This is a genomic window from Kitasatospora sp. NPDC056184 (assembly GCF_042268405.1).
Classification (GTDB): Bacteria; Actinomycetota; Actinomycetes; order Streptomycetales; family Streptomycetaceae; genus Kitasatospora.
Genome location: NZ_JBHJUI010000009.1, coordinates 300,885 through 322,018, shown reverse-complemented (window position 1 = coordinate 322,018; position 21,134 = coordinate 300,885). Strand labels below are relative to the sequence as shown.

Annotated in this window: 18 protein-coding genes; 2 read left to right on the top strand and 16 right to left on the bottom strand. The window is 74.3% G+C overall.

What is annotated here, in order from left to right; genetic code table 11:
• Positions 1 to 60: 60 nt before the first annotated feature.
• The 16 genes from cobT to ACFC0B_RS20555 all read right to left on the bottom strand — a co-directional run bounded on the left by cobT (position 61) and on the right by ACFC0B_RS20555 (position 20,225).
• Positions 61 to 3,666, bottom strand: a complete 3,606-nt coding sequence (gene cobT / locus ACFC0B_RS20630) for a nicotinate-nucleotide--dimethylbenzimidazole phosphoribosyltransferase (RefSeq protein ID WP_376087427.1) — start codon at positions 3,664 to 3,666, stop codon at positions 61 to 63.
• A 550-nt stretch (positions 3,667 to 4,216) separates the two neighbouring features.
• Entirely contained in the window at positions 4,217 to 5,521 is a 1,305-nt protein-coding gene (cbiE, locus tag ACFC0B_RS20625; RefSeq protein ID WP_376087425.1) for a precorrin-6y C5,15-methyltransferase (decarboxylating) subunit CbiE, read from the bottom strand.
• 136 nt (positions 5,522 to 5,657) lie between these two features.
• Positions 5,658 to 6,350, bottom strand: coding sequence for a GNAT family N-acetyltransferase (locus tag ACFC0B_RS20620; RefSeq protein ID WP_376087424.1), 693 nt, complete (start codon positions 6,348 to 6,350; stop codon positions 5,658 to 5,660).
• Positions 6,351 to 6,555: 205 nt separating this feature from the next.
• On the bottom strand, positions 6,556 to 7,386 hold the full coding sequence (locus tag ACFC0B_RS20615; protein WP_376087423.1) for a MetQ/NlpA family ABC transporter substrate-binding protein: 831 nt from the start codon (positions 7,384 to 7,386) through the stop codon (positions 6,556 to 6,558).
• A 59-nt stretch (positions 7,387 to 7,445) separates the two neighbouring features.
• Entirely contained in the window at positions 7,446 to 8,195 is a 750-nt protein-coding gene (locus ACFC0B_RS20610; protein WP_376087422.1) for a methionine ABC transporter permease, read from the bottom strand.
• Entirely contained in the window at positions 8,192 to 9,232 is a 1,041-nt protein-coding gene (locus ACFC0B_RS20605) for a methionine ABC transporter ATP-binding protein (protein WP_376087420.1), read from the bottom strand. The genes ACFC0B_RS20610 and ACFC0B_RS20605 overlap by 4 nt, the downstream gene beginning before the upstream one ends.
• Positions 9,233 to 9,810: 578 nt before the next feature.
• The gene (locus ACFC0B_RS20600) at positions 9,811 to 10,311 is read right to left on the bottom strand and encodes a GNAT family N-acetyltransferase (RefSeq protein ID WP_376087418.1); all 501 of its coding nucleotides are present in this window, start codon (positions 10,309 to 10,311) and stop codon (positions 9,811 to 9,813) included.
• A gap of 396 nt (positions 10,312 to 10,707) precedes the next feature.
• Positions 10,708 to 10,983 carry a hypothetical protein gene (locus ACFC0B_RS20595; protein ID WP_376087416.1) on the bottom strand — a complete coding sequence of 92 codons (276 nt, stop codon included), beginning with the start codon at positions 10,981 to 10,983 and terminating at the stop codon, positions 10,708 to 10,710.
• Positions 10,984 to 11,095: 112 nt separating this feature from the next.
• Positions 11,096 to 12,529: an argininosuccinate lyase gene (gene argH / locus ACFC0B_RS20590; protein WP_376087414.1), complete on the bottom strand. Its 1,434-nt coding sequence runs from the start codon at positions 12,527 to 12,529 to the stop codon at positions 11,096 to 11,098.
• Between the two features lie 89 nt (positions 12,530 to 12,618).
• Positions 12,619 to 13,812: an argininosuccinate synthase gene (locus ACFC0B_RS20585; protein WP_376087412.1), complete on the bottom strand. Its 1,194-nt coding sequence runs from the start codon at positions 13,810 to 13,812 to the stop codon at positions 12,619 to 12,621.
• Between the two features lie 152 nt (positions 13,813 to 13,964).
• Complete coding sequence (locus tag ACFC0B_RS20580; RefSeq protein WP_363558711.1) at positions 13,965 to 14,513, bottom strand: arginine repressor; 549 nt, start codon at positions 14,511 to 14,513, stop codon at positions 13,965 to 13,967.
• A 17-nt stretch (positions 14,514 to 14,530) separates the two neighbouring features.
• The gene (locus ACFC0B_RS20575) at positions 14,531 to 15,739 is read right to left on the bottom strand and encodes an acetylornithine transaminase (RefSeq protein ID WP_376087410.1); all 1,209 of its coding nucleotides are present in this window, start codon (positions 15,737 to 15,739) and stop codon (positions 14,531 to 14,533) included.
• Complete coding sequence (gene argB, locus ACFC0B_RS20570; RefSeq protein WP_376087471.1) at positions 15,736 to 16,611, bottom strand: acetylglutamate kinase; 876 nt, start codon at positions 16,609 to 16,611, stop codon at positions 15,736 to 15,738. The genes ACFC0B_RS20575 and argB overlap by 4 nt, the downstream gene beginning before the upstream one ends.
• Before the next feature lie 86 nt (positions 16,612 to 16,697).
• Positions 16,698 to 17,870 (bottom strand): bifunctional glutamate N-acetyltransferase/amino-acid acetyltransferase ArgJ, encoded by a 1,173-nt coding sequence (argJ, locus tag ACFC0B_RS20565; RefSeq protein WP_376087408.1) that lies wholly within the window; start codon positions 17,868 to 17,870, stop codon positions 16,698 to 16,700.
• Positions 17,867 to 18,895 carry an N-acetyl-gamma-glutamyl-phosphate reductase gene (gene argC / locus ACFC0B_RS20560; protein ID WP_376087406.1) on the bottom strand — a complete coding sequence of 343 codons (1,029 nt, stop codon included), beginning with the start codon at positions 18,893 to 18,895 and terminating at the stop codon, positions 17,867 to 17,869. The genes argJ and argC overlap by 4 nt, the downstream gene beginning before the upstream one ends.
• 100 nt (positions 18,896 to 18,995) lie before the next feature.
• A complete protein-coding gene (locus tag ACFC0B_RS20555) occupies positions 18,996 to 20,225 on the bottom strand; it encodes a methyltransferase (protein ID WP_376087404.1) in 1,230 nt (409 codons plus the stop codon).
• Between the two features lie 85 nt (positions 20,226 to 20,310).
• Here ACFC0B_RS20555 and ACFC0B_RS20550 point away from each other — a divergent pair, with 85 nt between their 5' ends.
• Both ACFC0B_RS20550 and ACFC0B_RS20545 read left to right on the top strand, forming a co-directional pair.
• The gene (locus ACFC0B_RS20550; protein ID WP_376087402.1) at positions 20,311 to 20,715 is read left to right on the top strand and encodes a VOC family protein; all 405 of its coding nucleotides are present in this window, start codon (positions 20,311 to 20,313) and stop codon (positions 20,713 to 20,715) included.
• A 30-nt stretch (positions 20,716 to 20,745) separates the two neighbouring features.
• Positions 20,746 to 21,120: an RNA-binding S4 domain-containing protein gene (locus tag ACFC0B_RS20545; RefSeq protein ID WP_376087400.1), complete on the top strand. Its 375-nt coding sequence runs from the start codon at positions 20,746 to 20,748 to the stop codon at positions 21,118 to 21,120.
• The last annotated feature ends 14 nt before the right edge of the window (positions 21,121 to 21,134 follow it).

Sequence of the window (21,134 nt, the reverse complement as noted above, 5' to 3'; positions counted from 1 at the left end):
GGCGCCGCTCCGCGCACCGGCGCGCCCTCGGGCCGGTGCGCGGAGCGGTTCGGACGAGCCTCAGGCCTTCTCGGTGACCCCGGCGGAGTCGAAGGTGGCTACATCGTGCATCGCGCGGGCCGCGCTCTGCACCAGCGGCAGGGCCAGCAGGGCGCCGGTGCCCTCGCCGAGCCGCAGGTCGAGGTCGATCAGCGGACGCAGGCCGAGCTTGGTGAGCGCGGCCTGGTGGCCGGGCTCGGCCGAGCGGTGGCCGGCGATGCAGGCGGCCAGCACCTCGGGGGCGATCGCCTTGGCGACGAGCGCGGCCGAGCCGGCGATCACGCCGTCCAGGATGACCGGGGTGCGCAGGCTGGCCGCGCCGAGCAGGAAGCCGGCGAGGGCCGCGTGCTCCAGGCCGCCGACGGCGGCGAGGACGCCGATCGGGTCGCCCGGGTCGGGCTGGTGCAGGGCCAGGGCGGCGCGGACGACCTCGACCTTGCGGGCGTGCGTCTCGTCGTCGATGCCGGTGCCGCGACCGGTGACCTCGGCCGGGTCCAGGCCGGTGAACACCGAGATCAGGGCGGCGGAGGCGGTGGTGTTGGCGATGCCCATGTCGCCGGTGACCAGTGCCTTGTTCCCGGCCGCGACGAGGTCGCGGGCGGTCTCGATGCCGACCTCAAGGGCCTTGAGGGCCTCCTCGCGGGTCATCGCCGGGCCCTGGGTCATGTCGTCGGTGCCGGGCTTGACCTTGCGCGGCAGCAGACCGGTGGTGCGGCCCTGCTGGATCGCGTCCGGCAGTTCGGCGGCCACGCCGACGTCCACCACGCAGACCTCGGTGCCGATCTGCTTGGCGAAGGCGTTGACCACCGCTCCCCCGGCCAGGAAGTTGCCGACCATCTGGGCGGTGACCTCCTGCGGCCAGGGGGTGACGCCCTGGGCGTGCACGCCGTGGTCGCCCGCGAAGACCGCGACGCAGGCGGGCTCCGGGATCGGCGGCGGGCACTTGCGGGACAGCCCGCACAGCTGGGCGGAGATGATCTCCAGCATGCCGAGCGAGCCGGCCGGCTTGGTCATCCGCTTCTGACGGTCCCAGGCCTCGCCGAGCGCCTTGGCGTCCAGCGGGCGGATGCCGCGCAGGGTCTCGGAGAGCACATTGTGCGGGTCCTCGCCCGGCAGGGCGCGGTTGCCGTACTGCTCCTCGTGGACGACCCAGGACAGCGGGCGCTTCTTCGCCCAGCCCTGCTGCTGCAGCTCGGGCTCGTCCGGGAAGGCGTCGACGAAGCCGACGCACAGGTAGGCGACGACCTCCAGGTGCTCGGGCAGGCCGAGCTCGCGGACCAGCTCCTCCTCGTCGAAGAAGCTCACCCAGCCGACGCCGAGACCCTCGGCGCGGGCGGCCAGCCAGAGGTTCTCGACGGCGAGGGCGGCCGAGTACGGGGCCATCTGCGGCTGGGTGTGGCGGCCCAGGGTGTGGCGGCCGCCGCGGGTGCGGTCGGCGGTGACCACGATGTTGACGGGCGTCTCAAGGATCGCCTCGATCTTGATTTCCTTGAACTGCTTCGCGCGGCCCTTGGGGAGCGAGTCCGCGTACGCCTCGCGCTGGCGCTCGGCCAGTTCGTGCATCTTGCGGCGGGTCTTGGCGGAGCGGATGACCACGAAGTCCCAGGGCTGCGAGTAGCCGACGCTGGGGGCGGTGTGGGCCGCCTCCAGGACGCGGATCAGCACCTCGTGCGGGATCGGGTCGGGGCGGAAGCCGTTGCGGACGTCGCGGCGCTCGCGGATGACCTGGTGGACGGCCTCGCGGCCGGCGTCGTCGTAGCCGGGGGCGGCCGGGCCGCGCGGTTCGGCGGGCTCGGGGACGGCTTCGGCCTCGGCCTCGGCTTCAGCGGTCTCGACCGGGGCGGCGGTGTCGGCGGGCTCGGTGGCCTCCGCGACGGCTTCGGCCTCGGCGGCCTCGGCCGGGGCGGGGGACTCGGGCGCGGTCTCGGCGGCGGCCTCGGCGGCGGGCTGCTGCTCGGCGGCCGGGGCCTCCACGGCGGGCTGCTCGACGACGGCCTGCTCCACAGCGGGCTGCTCGACGACGGGCTGCTCGACGACGGCCGGGGCCTCGGCGACGGGGGCGTCCGCGGGCGCGGCGGCCTCCTCGGCGGCCGGGGCGGCGACGGGCTGGCCCGAGGGCATCTCACCGGTGCCGGCGGCGGTCTCGGCGACGGCCTCGGCGGAGGGCTGCGGCTCGACGACCGGGGCCTCCACGGCGGGCTGCTCGACGACGGCCTGCTCGGCGGCCTGGGCCGCCGGCTCGACCGGCGCGACGGCCGCCTCGGCCACCGGCTGCTCAACCTCGGTGGCGACGGCGGCCTCCATCGGCGCCTCCACCGCGACCTCGGCCGGAACCTCGGCGGCGGGGACGGCGGCCGGCTCGACGGCCTCGGCCGACGCGGTCTGGTCGGCGGCGGGCGCTATGGGGGCGGGCTGCTCCGCCTCCGTCTCGACGGCGGCGGGCGCGGTCCGGCCGACGGCCTCGACCTGCGGCAGACCGTGCGGGGTCGGCGCGGCGAGGAAGGCGGAGATACGGCGCGGCGGGCCTGCCTGGGCGGCGGGCGCGGCCTGGTCGGCGGCGGCCTGGGCCGCCGGCTCGACCGACGCGACGGCCGCCTCGGCCACCGGCTGCTCAACCTCGGTGGCGACGGCGGCCTCCACCGGCGCCTCCACCGCGACCTCGGCCGGAACCTCGGCGGCGGGGACGACGGCCGGCTCGACGGCCTCGGCCGGTGCGACGGGGGCGGCCGGCTGCGCGACGACCACCTCGACGGGCGCGACGGCCTCGGGGCCGGCGACGGCCGGCTCCACGGGCGCGGCGGCGGCGTCGACGACCTCGGCAGGCACGGCGGGCGCGACGGCCTCCACGGGCGCCGGGGCCTCGGCGGGCGCGGCCGCCTGCGCGGCGGCGGCCTCGACCGGCTGGGCGACCGGCACCGGCTGGACGACGGGCGCGGCGGTCGCGACGGGGGCGGCGACCGGGGCGGCCTGCGGCTCCGGCTGGACGGCGGCCGTCACGACCGGGATGCCGTGGGCGGGCGTGCTGCCGGTGGACGGACCGCGGTCGGCGAGCGAGCGCACCGGGACCTGGCCGGTCATCAGCGACGGGTCCGGGATCGGCGGGCCGGCGTGCAGCGGGCGGCGCGGCTGCTGAGCGGCCGTCATCGCCTCGGGGCCCTGGCCCTGGACCGGGACGGTCTGGGCGCCGGGCACCGGCTGGGCGTGCGGCGGGGTCTGCGGGGCCTGGGCGGCGCCGTGGGCGGCACCCAGCACGGGCGGGTCCAGCGGCGGCCAGGACGGCTCGACGGGGGTGCCGGGCGGGGTCTGCTGCTCGCCGGCCGGTTCGCCCCAGGAGCCCTGCGGACCGGGCATCAGCAGGACGTCGTCCTCCTCGTCGAGGCCGTCGGGCTGGTCGACGAAGTGGAAGGCGGGGCGGTGGGCGCCCTGGTCGACGTTCCAGCCGTCGCCGGCGCCGGGCATGCCGGGGGCGGGCACGGCGTATCCGGGCGCGCCGTGCGGGACACCCTGGGCGGGGACGCCCTGCCCGGGTGCGACGGCCGCGGCGCCCTCGGGGCCGCCGAGCGGGTCGGGCCCGGCGAGCAGGTGCTCCGGCAGTCCCTCGTTCGGGACGTGGCCGCCATCGGTCATGTCAAAGCTCCTTCCAGGCCGCTGCCGCGCCCTCGGCGACGCGATCACCGACCGCAGCGCCCATCCGCACGGGCCGGGCCTGCACCGGCCCGCCCCTCAACCACACACGGCCGCCGCGCCGAAGCGCTGCGGCCGAAGTCCTTCCGGCGCGCTGCGGCACCCCGGCCCGCGCACCACCCGTGCGGGGTGGCGCGTCATCTGAAACAACGACAAGCCGGGGCAACCGGCACGACCGCACCGGACCCTACGGCATTCTCCAGGTCCGGCGGGCGGCCCGTCGAATTGCCCACACTTCGAGCCGTACCGGTCCGTACCGCGTCGGAACGGTGCCGAACCGACCGGATCGGGCGGGCCCGGCGGAGGCCGCAGCCGTCCCGGACGCCACATTACCGGCCCGGCGGGGCCGCCTCTCGAATCGGTGTCCGGATGCGACCTGGATCACCGTGCGACGCGGCGGCAAGTCCCGGTGCGCGGACCCTCCCGGACGGGCCGTCCGGGAGGTCCGGTGCCTGCCGCCGACGGCCGTTCGGCCGGAATCGGCACCGGGCCTTCACGCTTTCTGCTCACCCCAGAGCAGGAAGGTGCCGGGGTCGCCGACGCCGAGGCGCAGTCCGTGGGCGCCCTGGTCGCCGCCGGCCGGGGCACCTGGGGCGGCGGCGGGCGCGAGCAGCGGCGCGCACTGGAGCAGTGCGCCGTCGGCGCGGTAGCCGGCGTCGGCGATGGCGCGGCGGACCTCCTCGGCCTCGGCGAGGGTGCGGGCGACGGCGACGATCCGTTCGGGGCGGCGGGAGAGCACGGCGCGCACCACCTCGGGGCCGCCGGTCTCGACCACGGCGGCGTCGGGTTCGGGGAGTTCGCCGAGGACGTCGGGGCCGTGGCCGTGGACGGTCTCGACCTCGACGCCGTAGCGGCGGGCGTTGACGGCGAGGCGGGCGCAGGCGGCGCGGTCGGCCTCGACGGCGACGACGGCGGCGCCGAAGCGGGCGGCCTCGACGGCGAGCGCGCCGCTGCCGGCGCCGACGGACCAGACGAGGTCGCCGGGGCGTGCGCCGAGGCGGGCGAGCACGAGGGCGCGGACGTGCGCCGGGAGCGCGTCGGCCGCGCCGGGCGCGCGCCCGGTGCCGGTGTAGGTGTCGGTGGGCAGGGCCCAGCCGCGGTCGGGGCCGGGGTAGCCGACGGGGCGTCCGGCGAGCCAGCCGGCCGCCTCACCGGCGGTGCCGCTCTGCGGTCCGCCGCCGGGGCCGCCGGCGCTGCTGCCGCCGATCACCAGGACGACGTTGGGGTCGCGCCAGATGTGGTCGGCGACCCGGTCGGAGGTGAGGACGGTGACGTCCTCGTCGGGGGTGCCGAGGGCCTCGCAGACGACGAAGGTGCGGTGGACGCCGCGGAGCATCAGGGCGAGTTCGCTGGGTCCGGCGCCGGGGGCGGTGAGGACGGCGACCTTGGGGTGGGCGCGGCAGACGTTGGCGGCGCGCCGCAGCCGGCCGCCGTGGGCGCTGACGATCTGGGCGTCCTCCCAGGGCATGCCGGCGCGGGCGAAGGCGGCGGCGACGGAGGAGACGGCGGGCAGGACTTCGAGTTCGAGGCCGTACTCGGGGCGGCGCAGGGTCCGGACGACGCCGAAGAAGCCGGGGTCGCCCTCGGCGATGACGACGGCGGCGCCGCGGTGCTCGGCGATCCGGCGGGCGGCGAGCTGGATGCTGCCGAGCGCGATGCGTTCGGCGGCGGGCGGCACCGGGAGGGCCTTGAGCTGATAGGGGGCGCCGGCCACCAGCGTGGCCGCGGCGAGCGCCGCGGCGGCGGCCTCGGTCAGCGGTGTGCCGTCCCACCCGATGACCGTGATCCGGTCAGCCATCTGCGGCTGTCTCCCTCGCCATCCGTGCGCCGACAGGCGGCGCCGCTGTTCGGCGCCGGTCCGAGGTTACCGGGTGTGATCCCCTCGGCGCGGACATCTCGTACACCTGTGCCCGGTGGGGCGGCGGGTGCCGGGTTCAGTCGCGCAGGACGTAGCGGTGGCCGCCGGCCCAGGCGGGGGCGGGGGCCTCGGGGGCTTCCAGGTCCTCGGGCAGCAGGCTCCACAGGATGAGGTCGCTGCGGCTCTCTCCCCCGGCCCGGCGGCCGGGAGGTGCCCCCACGACGACCTCGCCGGTCTCGCCGGTCTCGCCGGTCTCGCCGGTCTCGCCGCGCACTATCCAGGCGCTGCGCAGCACGCCCTCGCTGATGCCGCCGATCTTCTGGGCGACCTGCTGGGCGGCGGTGTTGCCGGCGGCGGTGCGCAGTTCCAGGCGCTGGAAGCCGCGGTCCTCGAAGAGCCACTGGGCGACGCCGAGGACGGCTTCGGGGGCGTAGCCCTCGCCGCGGGCCCAGGCGGCGGTGATGAAGGAGATCTCGGTGGAGCGCAGCCGCCAGTCGGTGTTGCGGAGTTCAACGAGGCCGACGAGGCGCTGGGTGAGGTGTTCGGTGACGGCGAGGACGATGCCGTGGCCGGCGGCGCGGTGGGCGGGGGCGAGGGTGCGGGCCAGTTCGGTGCCGTGGGCCTCGGTGAAGGGGTGGGGCCGGTCGGTCCAGGCCAGGACGAGTTCGTCGGCCATCATGGCGGCCAGGCCGGGGGCGTCGTCCTCCGCAAGCGGGCGCAGCAGCAGCCGTTCGGTGCTGATCGCGGTCTCGGGGAAGCTCGCTGCCATGCCGTCTCTCCTCGCCGGGTCGTGGACACACCGTACGCCTCGCCGGTGCCGGGTGGTCACGCGGTGCACGGACCGGACGACAGTACGTCAGATATGGGTCTGTCGGACCGTCACTGGTGCATATTGCCCGACCGGGCCCCCGCCTGGTTGCGGCGGGGGCCCGGTGGTGTCCGGCGGGACGGGTCGGTGGCGCGGGTGGCGCGGATCAGAACGCCGGGATGACGGCGCCCTTGAAGGTGTCGTCGATGTACTTCTTCACCTCGGGCGAGTGGAGCAGCTCGGCGAGCTTCTTGACCCGGGGGTCGTTCTCCTTGCCCTGCTTGACCGCGAGGATGTTGGCGTACGGGTTGCCGTCGGCCTTCTCCAGGATGAGGGAGTCGCTGGTGGGCTTGAGGCCGGCGTCGATGGCGTAGTTGCCGTTGATGACGGCGGCGTCGAGGTCCTCGACGGAGCGGGGCAGCTGGGCGGCCTCCAGCTCCTTCCACTTGAGGTTCTTCGGGTTGCCGGTGACGTCGGCGGGGGTGGCGGCGGTGCCGACGCCGTCCTTGAGGGTGATGAGGTTGTTGTCGGCGAGGAGCTTGAGCGCGCGGCCCTCGTTGGTGGCGTCGTTGGGCAGGCCGATGGTGGCGCCGTCCTTGATCTCGCCGACGGCCTTGGCCTTCTTGGAGTAGAGGCCGAGGGGCTCCAGGTGGACCGTCCCGACGGAGACGATCTGGGTGTTGTGCTTCTTGTTGAAGTCCTCCAGGTACGGCACGTGCTGGAAGTAGTTGGCGTCGGCCGAGCCGTCCTGCACCGCGGTGTTGGGGGTCACGTAGTCGGTGACCTCCTTGATGGTGAGCTTGAGGCCGGCCTTGTCCGCGAGGTTGTCCTTGACGTACTTGAGGATCTGGCCGTGCGGGGTGGGGCTGGCGACGACGGTGAGCGGCGCGTTCGGGTCCGAGGCGGACTTCGAGTCGCCGTTGCTGCCGCAGGCCGCGAGGGAGAGGGCGATGCCGGCGGTGGCGAGGACGCTGGTGAACTTCAGGGCGTTGCGCACGAAAAGTGCCTTTCTGCGTGGTACCGGGGAGCCGGGTCCGGGTTCGGACGCCGGGAGGTCTAGGGGGCGACGAGCTCGTTCTCGTCGGCGGCGGTGCGGGCGGCGGGGACGCTGCCGCGCGGGCGGAGCAGTCGGGTCCGGCCGCCGCCGCGGCCGCGGTGGGCGAGCGAGCGGACGGCCCAGTCGCCGAGCAGCTGCACGAGGGTGACGATGATCACCAGTTCCGCGACGATGGTCCACATGAAGGCGGTCTCGAAGCGGAAGTAGCCGTAGTTGATGGCGAGGGTGCCGAGGCCGCCGCCGCCGACCGCGCCGGCCATGGCGGAGTAGCTGATCAGCGTGATGATCGTGGTGGTGACGGAGGCGACCAGGCCGGGCAGGGCCTCGGGGATCAGCGTCTTGCGGACGATGGTCCAGGTGGAGCCGCCCATGGCCTGGACGGCCTCGACCAGGCCGCGGTCGACCTCGCGCACGGAGGTCTCGACGAGGCGGGCGAAGAACGGGATCGCGCCGATGGTGAGCGGCACGGTCGCGGCCTGCCAGCCGATGGAGGTGCCGACCAGCCAGCGGGTGAAGGAGATCAGCGCGATCATCAGGATGATGAACGGCACCGAGCGGGCGATGTTGACGACCGCGCCGAGCACCTTGTTGACGGGCCGGTTCTGCAGCAGGCCGCCCTTGTCGGTGAGCACCAGCAGCACGCCGAGCGGCAGTCCGAGCAGGACGGTGCCGACGGTGGCGGCGCCGACCATCTGGAGGGTCTCCCAGGTGGCGGGCCCCATCAGTTCCTGCATCTGGTCCCAGGTCATGCGGCCGCTCCGTTCGTCTTCGCGGTGCGGGCCGTGTCGAGGACGTCGACCTGGAGGCCCTGCTCGCGCAGGTAGCCGATGGGCACCACGTTGTCCTGGTGGCTGCCGGGCAGTTCGACCCGCATCCGGCCGACCATGCGGCCGGCGATGGTCTCGACGGCGGCACCGAGGATGTTGATGTCGATCTGGTAGGTGCGGGCGAGCTGGGAGACGAAGGGCTGGGCGGGGGCGTCGCCCTGGAAGGTGATCTCCAGCACGGTGGCGCCGGGCCGGCCGGTGCCGAACTCGCCGAGCGGGAAGAGCTCGCGGGCCAGCTCGGAGCCGGGTTCGGCGAGCAGGTCGGTGAGGGCGCCGGACTCGACGACCCGGCCGCCGCGCATCAGGGCGGCGGAGTCGCAGACCGACTTGATGACGTCCATCTCGTGGGTGATGAGCAGGACGGTGAGGCCGAGCTGCTGGTTGAGCTCGCGCAGCAGCTTGAGGATGGAGCGGGTGGTCTCGGGGTCGAGCGCGGAGGTGGCCTCGTCGGAGAGCAGCACCTTGGGGTCGCCGGCGAGGGCGCGGGCGATGCCGACGCGCTGCTTCTGGCCGCCGGAGAGCTGGCCGGGGTAGCTGCGGGCCTTGTCGGCGAGGCCGACGAGGTCCAGGAGTTCGGCGGCCTTGCGGCGGCGCTCGGTGCGGTCCAGGCCGATGATCTCCAGCGGGAGTTCGACGTTCTCCTGGACGGTCCGCGAGGAGAGCAGGTTGAAGTGCTGGAAGACCATGCCGATCCGGCGGCGGGCCTCGCGCAGCTCCTTGCCGGCCCGGTTCTCGCCGCCGGCGAGGGCGGTGAGTTCGAGGCCGTCCACGGTGACGGTGCCGGAGGTGGGCCGCTCCAGCATGTTCACGCACCGGATGAGGGTGGACTTGCCGGCGCCGCTGGTGCCGACGACTCCGTAGACCTCGCCGGGGCGGACGTGGAGGTCGACGCCCGTGAGGGCGGTCACCTCGCGGCCGCGGGATCGGTAGACCTTGGTGAGGTCCGTGGTGGTGATCACAACTGCTTCCGTACGTCGGGGGCGGGCGGCGTGCGGCCGCCGGACCGCGGTGCGGCCGGCGACGTGGGCGGGTTCACGCCTGGGGATTCCGTCGCTGTCGTCCCTCGGTCGTCGCCGCGGGGCGGCCGGGCCGCGCGAAGGCACGGCCCTGACGGGTCACCGGGTCCGCGGGCGGGCGGACGGGCCGGAGGAGGGGTACGGCAGAGTGGGCGCGCTCACACGGACGGGAGCGGCGGCGGGTTCCTCGCTTCGGGGCGCGAGGGGGAGGCACTCTCAGCGGGTGCCGGGGGCGGTGGCCCTCAGCGGTGACACATTCGACGGCACATGGCACGCTCACCTGCCGGCAGGGTGCCGGTGGGGGTCCATTTCGTCGTCGCAGTCATGTGAGCCAGTAAAACAGATGCGCCGGGCGAACCCCAATTATTTCGCGAGGCTGTCCGGAATGCGGACATCGGCTTCGTTCACCTGCGGTGATGCGGCTCGGCGCCGCCACCGTCGTCCGGATGGTGGCGGCGCCGACAAGGACCGGGACGGTCGGGGCGTTCGGTCGGGCGTCCTCGCGGGCGCTCCCTCGGCCTTCAGGCGGTGGCGGCGAGCGGGGCGGCGGCGGGCTTCTCCAGGTGCACCAGGGTGATCCGGCCGCTGACCTGCTCGACGGTGGTCTGCCGGTAGCCCAGGCGGGCGTAGAGGCGCAGGTTGCCGAGGCTGCGGTGGCCGGTGAAGAGCTGGTAGGAGGTCACCGCGCCGTCCTCGGCGAGGCGCTGTTCGAGGGCTTCCAGCAGGCGGCCGCCGAGGCCGTGGCGCTGCATCCGGGGGTGGACGACCAGTCGCCCTATCCGGCCGACGCCGTCGGGGCCTACCTGGCCGCGGACGGTGCCGACGATCTCGTCGCCGAGGCGGGCGACCAGGACGCGCTGCTCGGTGAGCTCGGTGCGCAGGCTCTGCAGGGTCTGGGTCAGCGGCTCGATGGCCCAGTCCCCGTAGAGCTCGGCCTCGCTCTGGTAGCCGAGGTACTGGAGCTTGAGGATCTGCTCCGTGTCGTTCGTGTCGGCGGTCGAAATGATGACGCTCATGCCCATGTGCGGGGGCCTCCCCATCCTTGTGCCGGCGCGCGAACGTGAGGGTGTCGCACCGGATTCCCTGCCGGAGGTGTCTGTCCCGGCCGGGGATCCGCCCAGACCGGGGTGGCGCACGAACGTACCGGCCCGCACGGCCCTGTGGGGCCGTACCGGCGGCGGCGCGCTCACGGTCAGTATCGGGGCGGGCGCGTCACCGTCAAGAGCGGCGTTCGCCAGCGCCTTACCCGCGCGTCAGCTGCTCTCAACCTCGCGGCCGCCGGACGTGGCGAGGGTCACGCGCGGCGGCCGGGGCGGCGGGAGGGGCGGACGTGGCGAGCGTCACGTCCGAGTGGGTGAGGGGCGCGGTGGCGGGGCGCGGGCGGGGAGCGTCCCGGCGGTGCGGCTCAGCGGTGCGGCTCAGGCGTAGCGCTCGGTGCGCAGCAGGGCCCGCAGGCAGGCCAGGCAGCGGGCGCGGGTGGGGCCGATCGAGCCGCGCGGCATGCCGAGGCGGTGGGAGAGCTCGCGGTAGGTCGGCGGCGGGTCCTCGGCGAGGGCGGCGACCAGCTGCGGGCAGCGTCCGGGCAGGGCGGCGACGGCCTCGCGCAGGAGGCGGCGGCGCAGGCCGGCGAGGACCTCGTCCTCGGCGGACGGGTGGGGCGGCAGGGACGGCAGGGGCCGGAGGTCGGTGCGCATACCGTGCTTGACCGGGCGGGGGCGGTGCCGGTTACGGCCGTGCGGTGGCGTGCGCGCGGGAGGGGCGCGGCGGTTTCCCCGCCGCGCCCCTCCCCCCGGGTGGTGGGTCCGGTCAGCCGGCCGCCCACTCCTGCTGGGCGGCGAGGTCGGCCTTGACCTCGGCGAGCTGGACGGCGACGGCGCTGGGGGCGGTACCGCCGCGGCCGTTGCGGGCGGCGATGGCGCCGTGGACGCTGAGCACGGTGCGGACCTCGGGGGTGAGGTGCTCGGAGATGGCGGCGAACTGGGCGTCCGTCAGGTCGGCGAGTTCGATGCCCCGGGCCTCGCACTCCTTGACGCAGGCGCCCGCGACCTCGTGGGCGACGCGGAACGGCACGCCCTGCTTGACGAGCCATTCGGCGATGTCGGTGGCGAGGGAGAAGCCGGCCGGGGCGAGCTCCTCAAGGCGCTCGCGGTGGACGGTGAGGGTGGCCATCATGCCGGTGAAGGCGGGCAGCAGGACCTCAAGGGTGTCGCAGGAGTCGAAGACCGGCTCCTTGTCCTCCTGGAGGTCGCGGTTGTACGCGAGCGGGAGGGCCTTGAGGGTGGCGAGCAGGCCGGTGAGGTTGCCGATGAGCCGGCCGGACTTGCCGCGGGCGAGTTCGGCGATGTCGGGGTTCTTCTTCTGCGGCATGATCGACGAGCCGGTGGAGAAGGCGTCGTGCAGCGTGATGAAGCCGAACTCCTTGGTGTTCCAGATGATCACCTCCTCCGCGATGCGGGAGAGGTTGATTCCGATCATCGCGGTGACGAAGGCGAATTCGGCGACGAAGTCGCGCGAGGCGGTGCCGTCGATGGAGTTGCCGACGGAGCCGCCCTCGAAGCCGAGGTCGGCGGCGACGGCCTGCGGGTCGAGGCCGAGCGAGGAGCCGGCCAGGGCCCCGGAGCCGTAGGGGGAGACGGCGGTGCGGGCGTCCCACTGGCGCAGCCGCTCGGCGTCGCGGCCGAGGGCCTGCACGTGCGCGAGGACGTGGTGGGCGAAGAGCACCGGCTGGGCGTGCTGGAGGTGGGTGCGGCCCGGCATGGCGGTGTCCGGGTGGGCCTCGGCGAGGCCGACCAGGGCGTGCTGGAGGTCGAGCAGCAGGGTGCCGATGGTCTTCGCGTGGTCCCGCAGGTACATCCGGAAGAGGGTGGCGATCTGGTCGTTGCGGGAGCGGCCGGCCCGCAGCTTGCCGCCGAGGTCGGGGCCGAGGCGCTCCAGCAGGCCGCGCTCCAGGGCGGTGTGGACGTCCTCGTCGGCGATGGTGCCGGTGAAGGTGCCGGCCTCGACGTCGGCGAGCAGCCGGTCGAGTCCGTCGTGCATGGCGGCGAGCTCGTCGTCGGTGAGCAGGCCGGCCTTGTGCAGGACGCGGGCGTGGGCCTTGGAGCCGGCGATGTCGTAGGGGGCGAGGCGCCAGTCGAAGTGCACCGAGGCGGAGAGCCTGGCGAGGGCCTCGGACGGGCCGTCGGCGAAGCGGGCGCCCCAGAGGCGGACGTCGCCACCGGAGGCGGTCTGGTCGGCGGACATCGCTGGCTCCTTGCTGAGGTGCGGGAAGAGGGAGGGGGTGGCCCCGGCCGGGCCCCGCGGGAGGGGGTGCGGCCGGGGCCGGGGGCCGATCAGCCCAGGTCGCGCCGGGCGGCGATCTTCGAGGAGAGGCCGAAGATCTCGATGAAGCCCTTGGACATCGACTGGTCGAAGGTGTCGCCGGTGTCGTAGGTGGCGAGGTTGAAGTCGTACAGCGACTGGTCGGACTTGCGGCCGTTGACGACGGCCCGGCCGCCCTGGAGGACCATCCGGATGTCGCCGGAGACGTGCTGGTTGGCCTCGTTGACGAAGCCGTCGAGGGCGCGCTTGAGCGGGGAGAACCACAGGCCGTCGTAGACCAGCTCGGCCCAGCGCTGCTCGACCTGCCGCTTGTAGCGGGCGAGCTCGCGCTCGACGGTGACGTTCTCCAGCGCCTGGTGGGCGGTGATCAGGGCGATCGCGCCGGGGGCCTCGTAGATCTCCCGGGACTTGATGCCGACCAGCCGGTCCTCGACCATGTCGAGGCGGCCGATGCCGTGGGCGCCGGCCCGCTGGTTGAGCTCCTCGATGGCCTGCAGCACGGTGACCTTGCGGCCGTCGATGGCGACCGGGACGCCGGCGTCGAAGGTGATGACCACCTCGTCGGCCTCGCGCGGGGTGGCCGGGTTCTGGGTGTACTCGTAGACGTCCTCGATCGGGGCGTTCCAGATGTCCTCCAGGAAGCCGGTCTCGACGGCCCGTCCGAAGACGTTCTGGTCGATCGAGTACGGGGACTTCTTGGTGGTGGCGATCGGCAGGCCCTTGGCCTCGGCGAAGGCGATGGCCTTGTCGCGGGTCATCGCGTAGTCGCGGACCGGGGCGATGCACTTGAGGCCCGGGGCGAGGGAGTTGATGCCGACCTCGAAGCGGACCTGGTCGTTGCCCTTGCCGGTGCAGCCGTGGGCGACGGTGGTGGCGCCGTGCTTCTGCGCGGCGGCGACCAGGTGCTTGACGATGACGGGCCGCGAGAGGGCGGACACCAGCGGGTACTCGCCCTGGTAGAGGGCGTTGGCCTTGAGGGCCGGCAGGCAGTACTCGTCGGCGAACTCGTCCCGGGCGTCGGCGACCTCGGCCTCGACGGCACCGCAGTCCAGCGCCCGCTGGCGGATGACATCCAGGTCCTCGCCGCCCTGGCCGACGTCGACGGCGACGGCGATGACCTCGGCGCCCGTCTCCTCGGCGATCCAGCCGATGCAGACGGACGTGTCCAGACCGCCCGAGTAGGCGAGTACGACGCGCTCGGTCACGGCTTTCTCCTTCACAACTGTGCGAACAGGCTTACGGCGATAGGCATAAGTATGCACTACTCCGTATGAAACTCAAAACGCGCCGGCCGGGCGGGTTCCGGATACGCCTGTGGGCCCGGTCGGAACCGGGCCCACGGGGCGGAGCGGGAGGGCTACTGAGCCTTCGCCTGGGCGAGCTGCATCAGGTGGTCGGCGAGGGCCTGGCCGCCGGAGGGATCGCGGCTGATCAGCAGGACGGTGTCGTCGCCGGCGATGGTGCCGATGATCTCGAACACCTCCGCCTGGTCGATCGCCGAGGCCAGGAACTGCGCCGCGCCCGGCGGCGTGCGCAGCACGACCAGGTTGCCGGAGGCGGTGGCGGAGACCATGAGCTCGCCGGCCAGCCGGGCCATCCGGCCCTCGGTGGCGGACTCCCCCATCGGCGCGCGCGGGGTGCGGTCGCCGCCCTCGGCCGGGACGGCGTAGATGAGCGCGCCGTCCCGGTTGCGGATCTTCACCGCGCCCAGCTCGTCCAGGTCCCGGGAGAGGGTCGCCTGGGTGACCACGAGTCCGTCGTCGGCGAGCAGCTTGGCGAGCTGGCTCTGCGAGCGCACGGGCTGGCGGGTGAGCAGGTCCACGATCCGCCGGTGGCGCGCGGTGCGGGTCTGCGGGACCTGCGGCGTCGGGCCGGCGGCGGGCTGCCCGGAGTTGGGTACGGTCATGTGATGATTCTCCCGGACTACGCGCGGTTCGCATCGTCCGGGGCGTCCTCGCGGACGGCCCGCAGCACGGCCGGCAGCGCCGCCAGGAACGCGTCGGCCTCCTGCTCGGTGAGCACCAGCGGCGGCGCGAGGCGCACCGCGTCCGGCACTGCGGCGTTCACCAGGAAGCCGGCCTCCTGCAGGCCCGCCTGGATCTTCGCCGACACCGGCGCGGTGAGCACGATGCCGAGCAGCATCCCGGCCCCGCGCACGTGCGAGACCAGCGGGTCCTCCAGCGCCTCGACGCCGTGCCGCAGCCGCTCGCCGATCTTGCGGGCGTGCTCCAGCAGGCCCTGCGACTCGATGGTGTCGAGCACCGCGAGGCCGGCCGCCGCGGCCACCGGGTTGCCGCCGAAGGTGGTGCCGTGCTGGCCCGGGGTGAGCAGTTCGGCGGCCGGGCCGAAGGCCAGCACCGCGCCCATCGGCAGGCCGCCGCCGAGCGCCTTGGCGAGTGTGACGACGTCCGGCTCGATGCCCTCGAACGCCTGGTGGGCGAACCAGTGGCCGGTGCGGCCGACGCCGGTCTGGATCTCGTCCAGGACGAGCAGGGTGCCGGTGGCCCGGGTGATCTCGCGGGCGGCGGCCAGATAGCCGTCGGGCAGCGGGATCGCGCCGTTCTCGCCCTGGATCGGCTCCAGGAAGACGGCGGCGGTCTCGGTGGTGACGGCCGCGCGCAGCGCCTCGACGTCGCCGAACGGGACGTGCGTGACGTCGCCGGGCAGCGGGCGGAACGGCTCCTGCTTGGCGGGCTGGCCGGTGAGCGCGAGGGCGCCCATGGTGCGGCCGTGGAAGCCGCCCTCCAGGGCGACCAGGTGGGTGCGGCCGGTGCGGCGGCTGATCTTGAAGGCGGCCTCGTTGGCCTCGGCGCCGGAGTTGCAGAAGAACACCCGGCCCTCGCGGCCGTCCAGCCGCAGCAGCCGCTCGGCGAGGGTGACGGTGGGCTCGGCGATGAACAGGTTGGAGACGTGGCCGAGGGTGGCGATCTGCCGGCTGACGGCCTCGACGACCGCCGGGTGGGCGGTGCCGAGGGCGTTGACGGCGATGCCGCCGAGCAGGTCGGTGTACGCCTTGCCGTCGGCGTCCCAGAGCGTGCTGCCCTCGCCGCGGACCAGCGGGATCCGGGGGGTGCCGTAGTTGTCGGTGAAGGAGTGCTGCCACCGCTCGGTGAGCTGGGCGTTGGAAGTCATGCGAGTCCCCCGGTCACGGTCGGTTCGTCGTCCGGCACGACCATCGTGCCGATGCCCTCGTCGGTGAAGATCTCCAGCAGCAGGCTGTGCGGCACCCGGCCGTCCAGCACGCGGGCGGTGCCGACGCCGGAGCGCACGGCGCGCAGGCAGCCCTCCATCTTGGGCAGCATCCCGCTGGCCAGGGTGGGCAGCAGCTCGTCCAGCTCGGAGGCGTTGAGCTGGCTGATCACGTCGTCGGAGTGCGGCCAGTCCTTGTAGAGGCCCTCGACGTCGGTGAGGACGACGAGCATCTCGGCGCCGAGCGCGACCGCGAGGGCGGAGGCGGCGGTGTCGGCGTTGATGTTGTAGACGTGGCCGTCGGTGCCGCGGGCGATCGAGGAGACCACCGGGATGCGGCCGTCGGAGATGAGCGCCTTCACGGCGCCGGCCTCGATGTTGACGATGTCGCCGACCAGGCCGATGTCGACCTGCTCGCCGTCGACCACCGCGTACCGCTTGACGGCGGTCATGGTGTGGGCGTCCTCGCCGGTCAGGCCGACCGCGAACGGGCCGTGCTCGTTGAGCAGGCCGACGAGTTCGCGCTGCACCTGGCCGGCGAGCACCATCCGGACCACGTCCATGGTCTCGGGGGTGGTGACCCGCAGGCCGTTGGTGAACGAGGACTCCAGGCCGAGCTTGTCGAGCTGGGCGCTGATCTGCGGGCCGCCGCCGTGCACCACGACGGGGTGCAGGCCGGCGAAGCGCAGGAAGACGACGTCCTTGGCGAAGGCCGCCTTCAGCTCCTCGTCGACCATGGCGTTGCCGCCGAACTTGATCACGATGGTCTTGCCGTGGAAGCGCTCCAGCCACGGCAGGGCCTCGATGAGCGTCATGGCCTTGGGCAACGCGGTGTTGTTGCGGGCCTGTTCGCCCTTGGGTGCGATCTGCACTGTTCTGCTTCCCGGCTCGATGGCGGCTGTCAGGTGGAGTAGGCGCTGTTCTCGTGCACGTAGTCGGCGGTGAGGTCGTTGGTCCACAGGCTGGCGGCGGCCTCGCCGGCGTTGAGCCGCGCGGTGATCACGACCTCGCGGCCGGTCATGTCGACCAGGTCGCGGTCCTCCCCCACACTGCCGTCCCGGCAGACCCAGACACCGTTGATGGCGACGTCCAGGCGGTCGGGGTCGAAGGCGGCGTCGGTGGTGCCGATCGCGGCCAGCACCCGGCCCCAGTTCGGGTCCTCGCCGTGGATGGCGCACTTCAGCAGGTTGTTGCGGCCGATCACCCGGGCGACGCCGACGGCCTCCTCCTCGGTGGCGGCGCCGGTGACGTCGATCCGGATGTCCTTGCTCGCGCCCTCGGCGTCGCCGATCAGCCGGCGGGCCAGGTCGGCGCAGACGGTGCGCACGGCCTCGTCGAACTCGGCCCGGTCCGGGACGGTGCCGGAGGCCCCGGAGGCGAGCAGCAGCACGGTGTCGTTGGTGGACATGCAGCCGTCGGAGTCGATCCGGTCGAAGGTGGTGCGGGTGGCGCCGCGCAGCGCGGCGTCCAGGGCGGCGGCGTCCGCGTCGGCGTCGGTGGTGAGCACGACCAGCATGGTGGCCAGGCTCGGGGCGAGCATGCCGGCGCCCTTGGCCATGCCGCCGACCGTCCAGCCGGCCGGGCTGGTGACCTGCGCGGTCTTGTGCACGGTGTCGGTCGTCTTGATGGCGATCGCGGCCTGCTCGCCGCCGGTGGCGCTGAGCGCGGCGGCGGCGGTGGTCACGCCGGGCAGCAGGATGTCCATCGGCAGCCGCACGCCGATCAGGCCGGTGGAGGCGACGGCGACCTCGCCGGCGTTGAGCTTCAGCTCCTCGGCGACCTTCTCGGCGGTGGCGTGGGTGTCCTGGAAGCCGAGCGGGCCGGTGCAGGCGTTGGCCCCGCCGGAGTTGAGGACGACGGCGGAGACCGCGCCGCCCTTGAGGACCTGCTCGGACCAGAGCACGGGCGCGGCCTTGACCCGGTTGGCGGTGAAGACGCCGGCGGCGGCCAGCGAGGGCCCGTCGTTGACGACGAGCGCGAGGTCGGGGGTCCCGGACGCCTTGATGCCGGCGGTCACGCCGGCGGCCCGGAAGCCCTGGGCAGCGGTGACGCCGACGTTCTGGTGGTCGGTCACGGTGCGACTCCGTTCACGGGAAGGCCCAGCTCCTCGGGCAGGCCGAGGGCGATGTTCATGCTCTGCACCGCGCCACCGGCGGTGCCCTTGACCAGGTTGTCGATCGCGCTGATCGCCACGATCCGCCCGGCGGCCGCGTCCAGGGCGACCTGCACCAGGGCGGCGTTGGAGCCGTAGACGCTGCTGGTCTGCGGCCACTGGCCCTCGGGCAGCAGGTGCACGAACGGCTCGTCGGCGAACGCCTCGGCGTAGGCGGCCCGCAGCTCCTCGGCGCTCACCCCGGGCTTCGCCTTGGCGGAGCAGGTGGCGAGGATGCCGCGCGGCATCGGGACCAGGGTGGGGGTGAAGGAGACGGTGACCGGCTCGCCCGCGAGCGGGGTGAGGTTCTGGGACATCTCCGGGGTGTGCCGGTGGACGCCGCCGACGCCGTAGGCGCTGACGCTGCCCATCACCTCGCTGCCGAGCAGGTGGGTCCTGGCGGCCTTGCCGGCGCCGGAGGTGCCCGAGGCGGCCACGACCACCGCCTCGGGCTCGGCCAGGCCAGCCGCGTAGGCGGGGAACAGCGCGAGCGAGACGGCCGTCGGGTAGCAGCCGGGGACGGCGATCCGGTTGCCGCCCTTGAGCGCGGCGCGGTGGCCGGGCAGCTCGGGCAGGCCGTAGGGCCAGGTGCCGGCGTGCGCGGAGCCGTAGAACTGCTCCCAGTCGGCGGCGGCCTTGAGCCGGAAGTCGGCGCCGCAGTCGACGACCAGCACGTTCTCGCCGAGCGCCTCGGCGACGGCGGCGGACTGGCCGTGCGGCAGGGCCAGGAACACCACGTCGTGGTCGGCCAGCACCTCCGGGGTGGTCGGCTCCAGGACCCGGTCGGCCAGCGGCAGCAGGTGCGGCTGCAGCAGCCCCAACCGGGTGCCCGCGTTCGAGCCGCCGGTCAGCGCCCCGATCTCCACCTCCGGGTGGCCGAGCAGCAGGCGCAGCACCTCACCGCCCGCGTATCCGCTCGCGCCGGCGACGGCGACTCGCAATGCCATGGCGTTCCTCCTTCGTCGTGGCATGAATATACGCAGCACGGAACATTCATGCAAGGAGTATGCGAAGGGCCGCCCGCCGGGGGCGGCCCGGCCGGGGCGCTCAGCGCTTGACGGCCTTGAGCACCACGAACTTCGGATTGCCCGCGACGGTCCGGCAGTTGCCGAACAGCCGGCGGAGCTTGACGTGGTAGCCGAGGTGGCGGTTGCCGACCACCCACAGCTCACCGCCGGGGCGCAGCGCGCGGCGGGCGCCGGTGAACATCCGCCAGGCGGTGGCGTCGGTGGTGGCCTGGTGGGAGTGGAACGGCGGGTTGTTGAGGACGAGGTCCACCGAGCCGGACGGCACGCCCGCGTCGGCGAGCGCGTCGGCGGTGAGGAACTCGGCGGGGGCGTCCGGGCCGAGGTTGGCGCGGAAGGTCGCCTCCGCGGAGGCGACCGCCTGGTGGGACTCGTCGACGAAGACCAGCTCGGCGCCGGGGGCGGCCAGGGCGGCGGCGGTGCCGACCACGCCGTTGCCGCAGCCGAGGTCGACGATCCGGGCGCCGGGGGCGGCGACGGGCAGGTGGGCGAGGAGGAAGCGGGTGCCGATGTCGAGGCGGTCGGCGCAGAAGGTGCCGGCGTGGTTGACCACGGTGCGGCCCGAGACGGGGCCGATGTCGCCGGGCAGGGCGTAGCGGTGCGGCCAGGGGTTGGGGCCGGGGTCGAGCGACCGGTCGGGGGTGCAGAGGATCAGCCGGGCCTTGCGGACGGCGAGCGAGGTGCGGGTGGGGCCGAGGATCCGCTCGAAGAGCTGGAGGGTGGAGGTGTGGATCTCGGTGGTCATGCCGGTGCCGAGGACGACGGTGTCCGGGTGGAGCGCCGGGGCGAGCCGGTGCAGCTGGTCCTCCAGCAGGGCGAGGCTCTTGGGGACGCGCACCAGCAGGACGTCGGTCCGCTCGGGCGGGGTGTCGCGGGTGGTGAGCAGGCGGGCGGCGGCGGGGTCGGCGCCGGCCCGGGCGAGGTTGGCGGCGGTGGCGCGCTGGGCGAGGTGCGAGTCGCTGATCTGGGTGATCCGGGCGGGCGCGTGCTCGGCGGGCGCGGTGGCGAGGGCGGTGGTCAGCGCGCCCCAGCGGTCGCCGAGGACGGTGACGGCGCGGCCGGCCAGGGCCGCGGCCCGGCCCTCGGCGGAGTCGGCCTCGCCGGCCAGGTGCCGCAGCAGGTACTCGTCGGCGGCGTCCCAGGCGCGCAGCCGCTCGCGCGGGTCCTCGGGGTAGCGGGTGAGGCCGAGGGCGCCCCACGGGGTCGGGAAGGGGGTCGCGGCGGCGGTGGTGGTGCTGGCGAGGTGGTTCATCGCCGCCCAGGCTAGCCGACCGGCGCCCGCGCGCCGGCCCGGGCGGCGGCCGATACTGGGAGGGCCCGACGGAAGGGGCGCAGCCATGGACTGGAAGCTCGAAGTGGTGGTGGTCCCGGTGACGGACGTCGACCGGGCGAAGGTCTTCTACGAGGAGCAGGCCGGTTTCGCCGTCGACCACGACAGCCGGATCCGGGACGGGGTGCGGGTGGTGCAGCTGACGCCGCCCGGCTCCAGTTGCTCGATCGTGGTGGGCACGGGGCTGACGGACGCGCCGGCGGGCTCGCTGAAGGGGCTGCAGCTGGTGGTGCCGGACATCGACCGGGCGCACGCGGAGCTGGTGGCGCGGGGCGTGGAGGTGAGCCCGGTGCAGCACTTCGAGGACGGGGACCGGGTGGACGGGCGGGGGGAGCTGTGGAACTCGTTCGTCTTCTTCAGCGATCCGGACGGCAACGGGTGGGCCGTCCAGGAGGCGCCCGGCCGACGCTGAGCGGCGGTGACCAGGGCTTAGGCTCGGAGGATGGTCGAAGACGAGGGAAGCGTCCGGGTGGACAGCTGGATCTGGTCGGTGCGGCTGGCCAAGACGCGGTCGGCCGCGGCGGCCGCCTGCAAGGCCGGGCACGTGCGGGTCAACGGCGAGCGGGCGAAGCCGGCGCAGGCGCTGAAGCCGGGCGACGAGGTCCGGGTGCGCGTGGAGGGGTGGGAGCGGGTCGTCGTGGTGACGAAGCTGATCCGCAAGCGGGTCGGCGCGGGCGTCGCCGCGGAGTGCCTGGTGGACAACAGCCCGCCGCGCCCGGCGCGCGAGTTCGTCGCCGCGCCCGGCGTGCGGGACCGGGGCGCCGGGCGGCCGACCAAGCGCGACCGCCGCGAGATGGACGACCTGCGCGGTCGGTGAACCGTCCGGAGGGG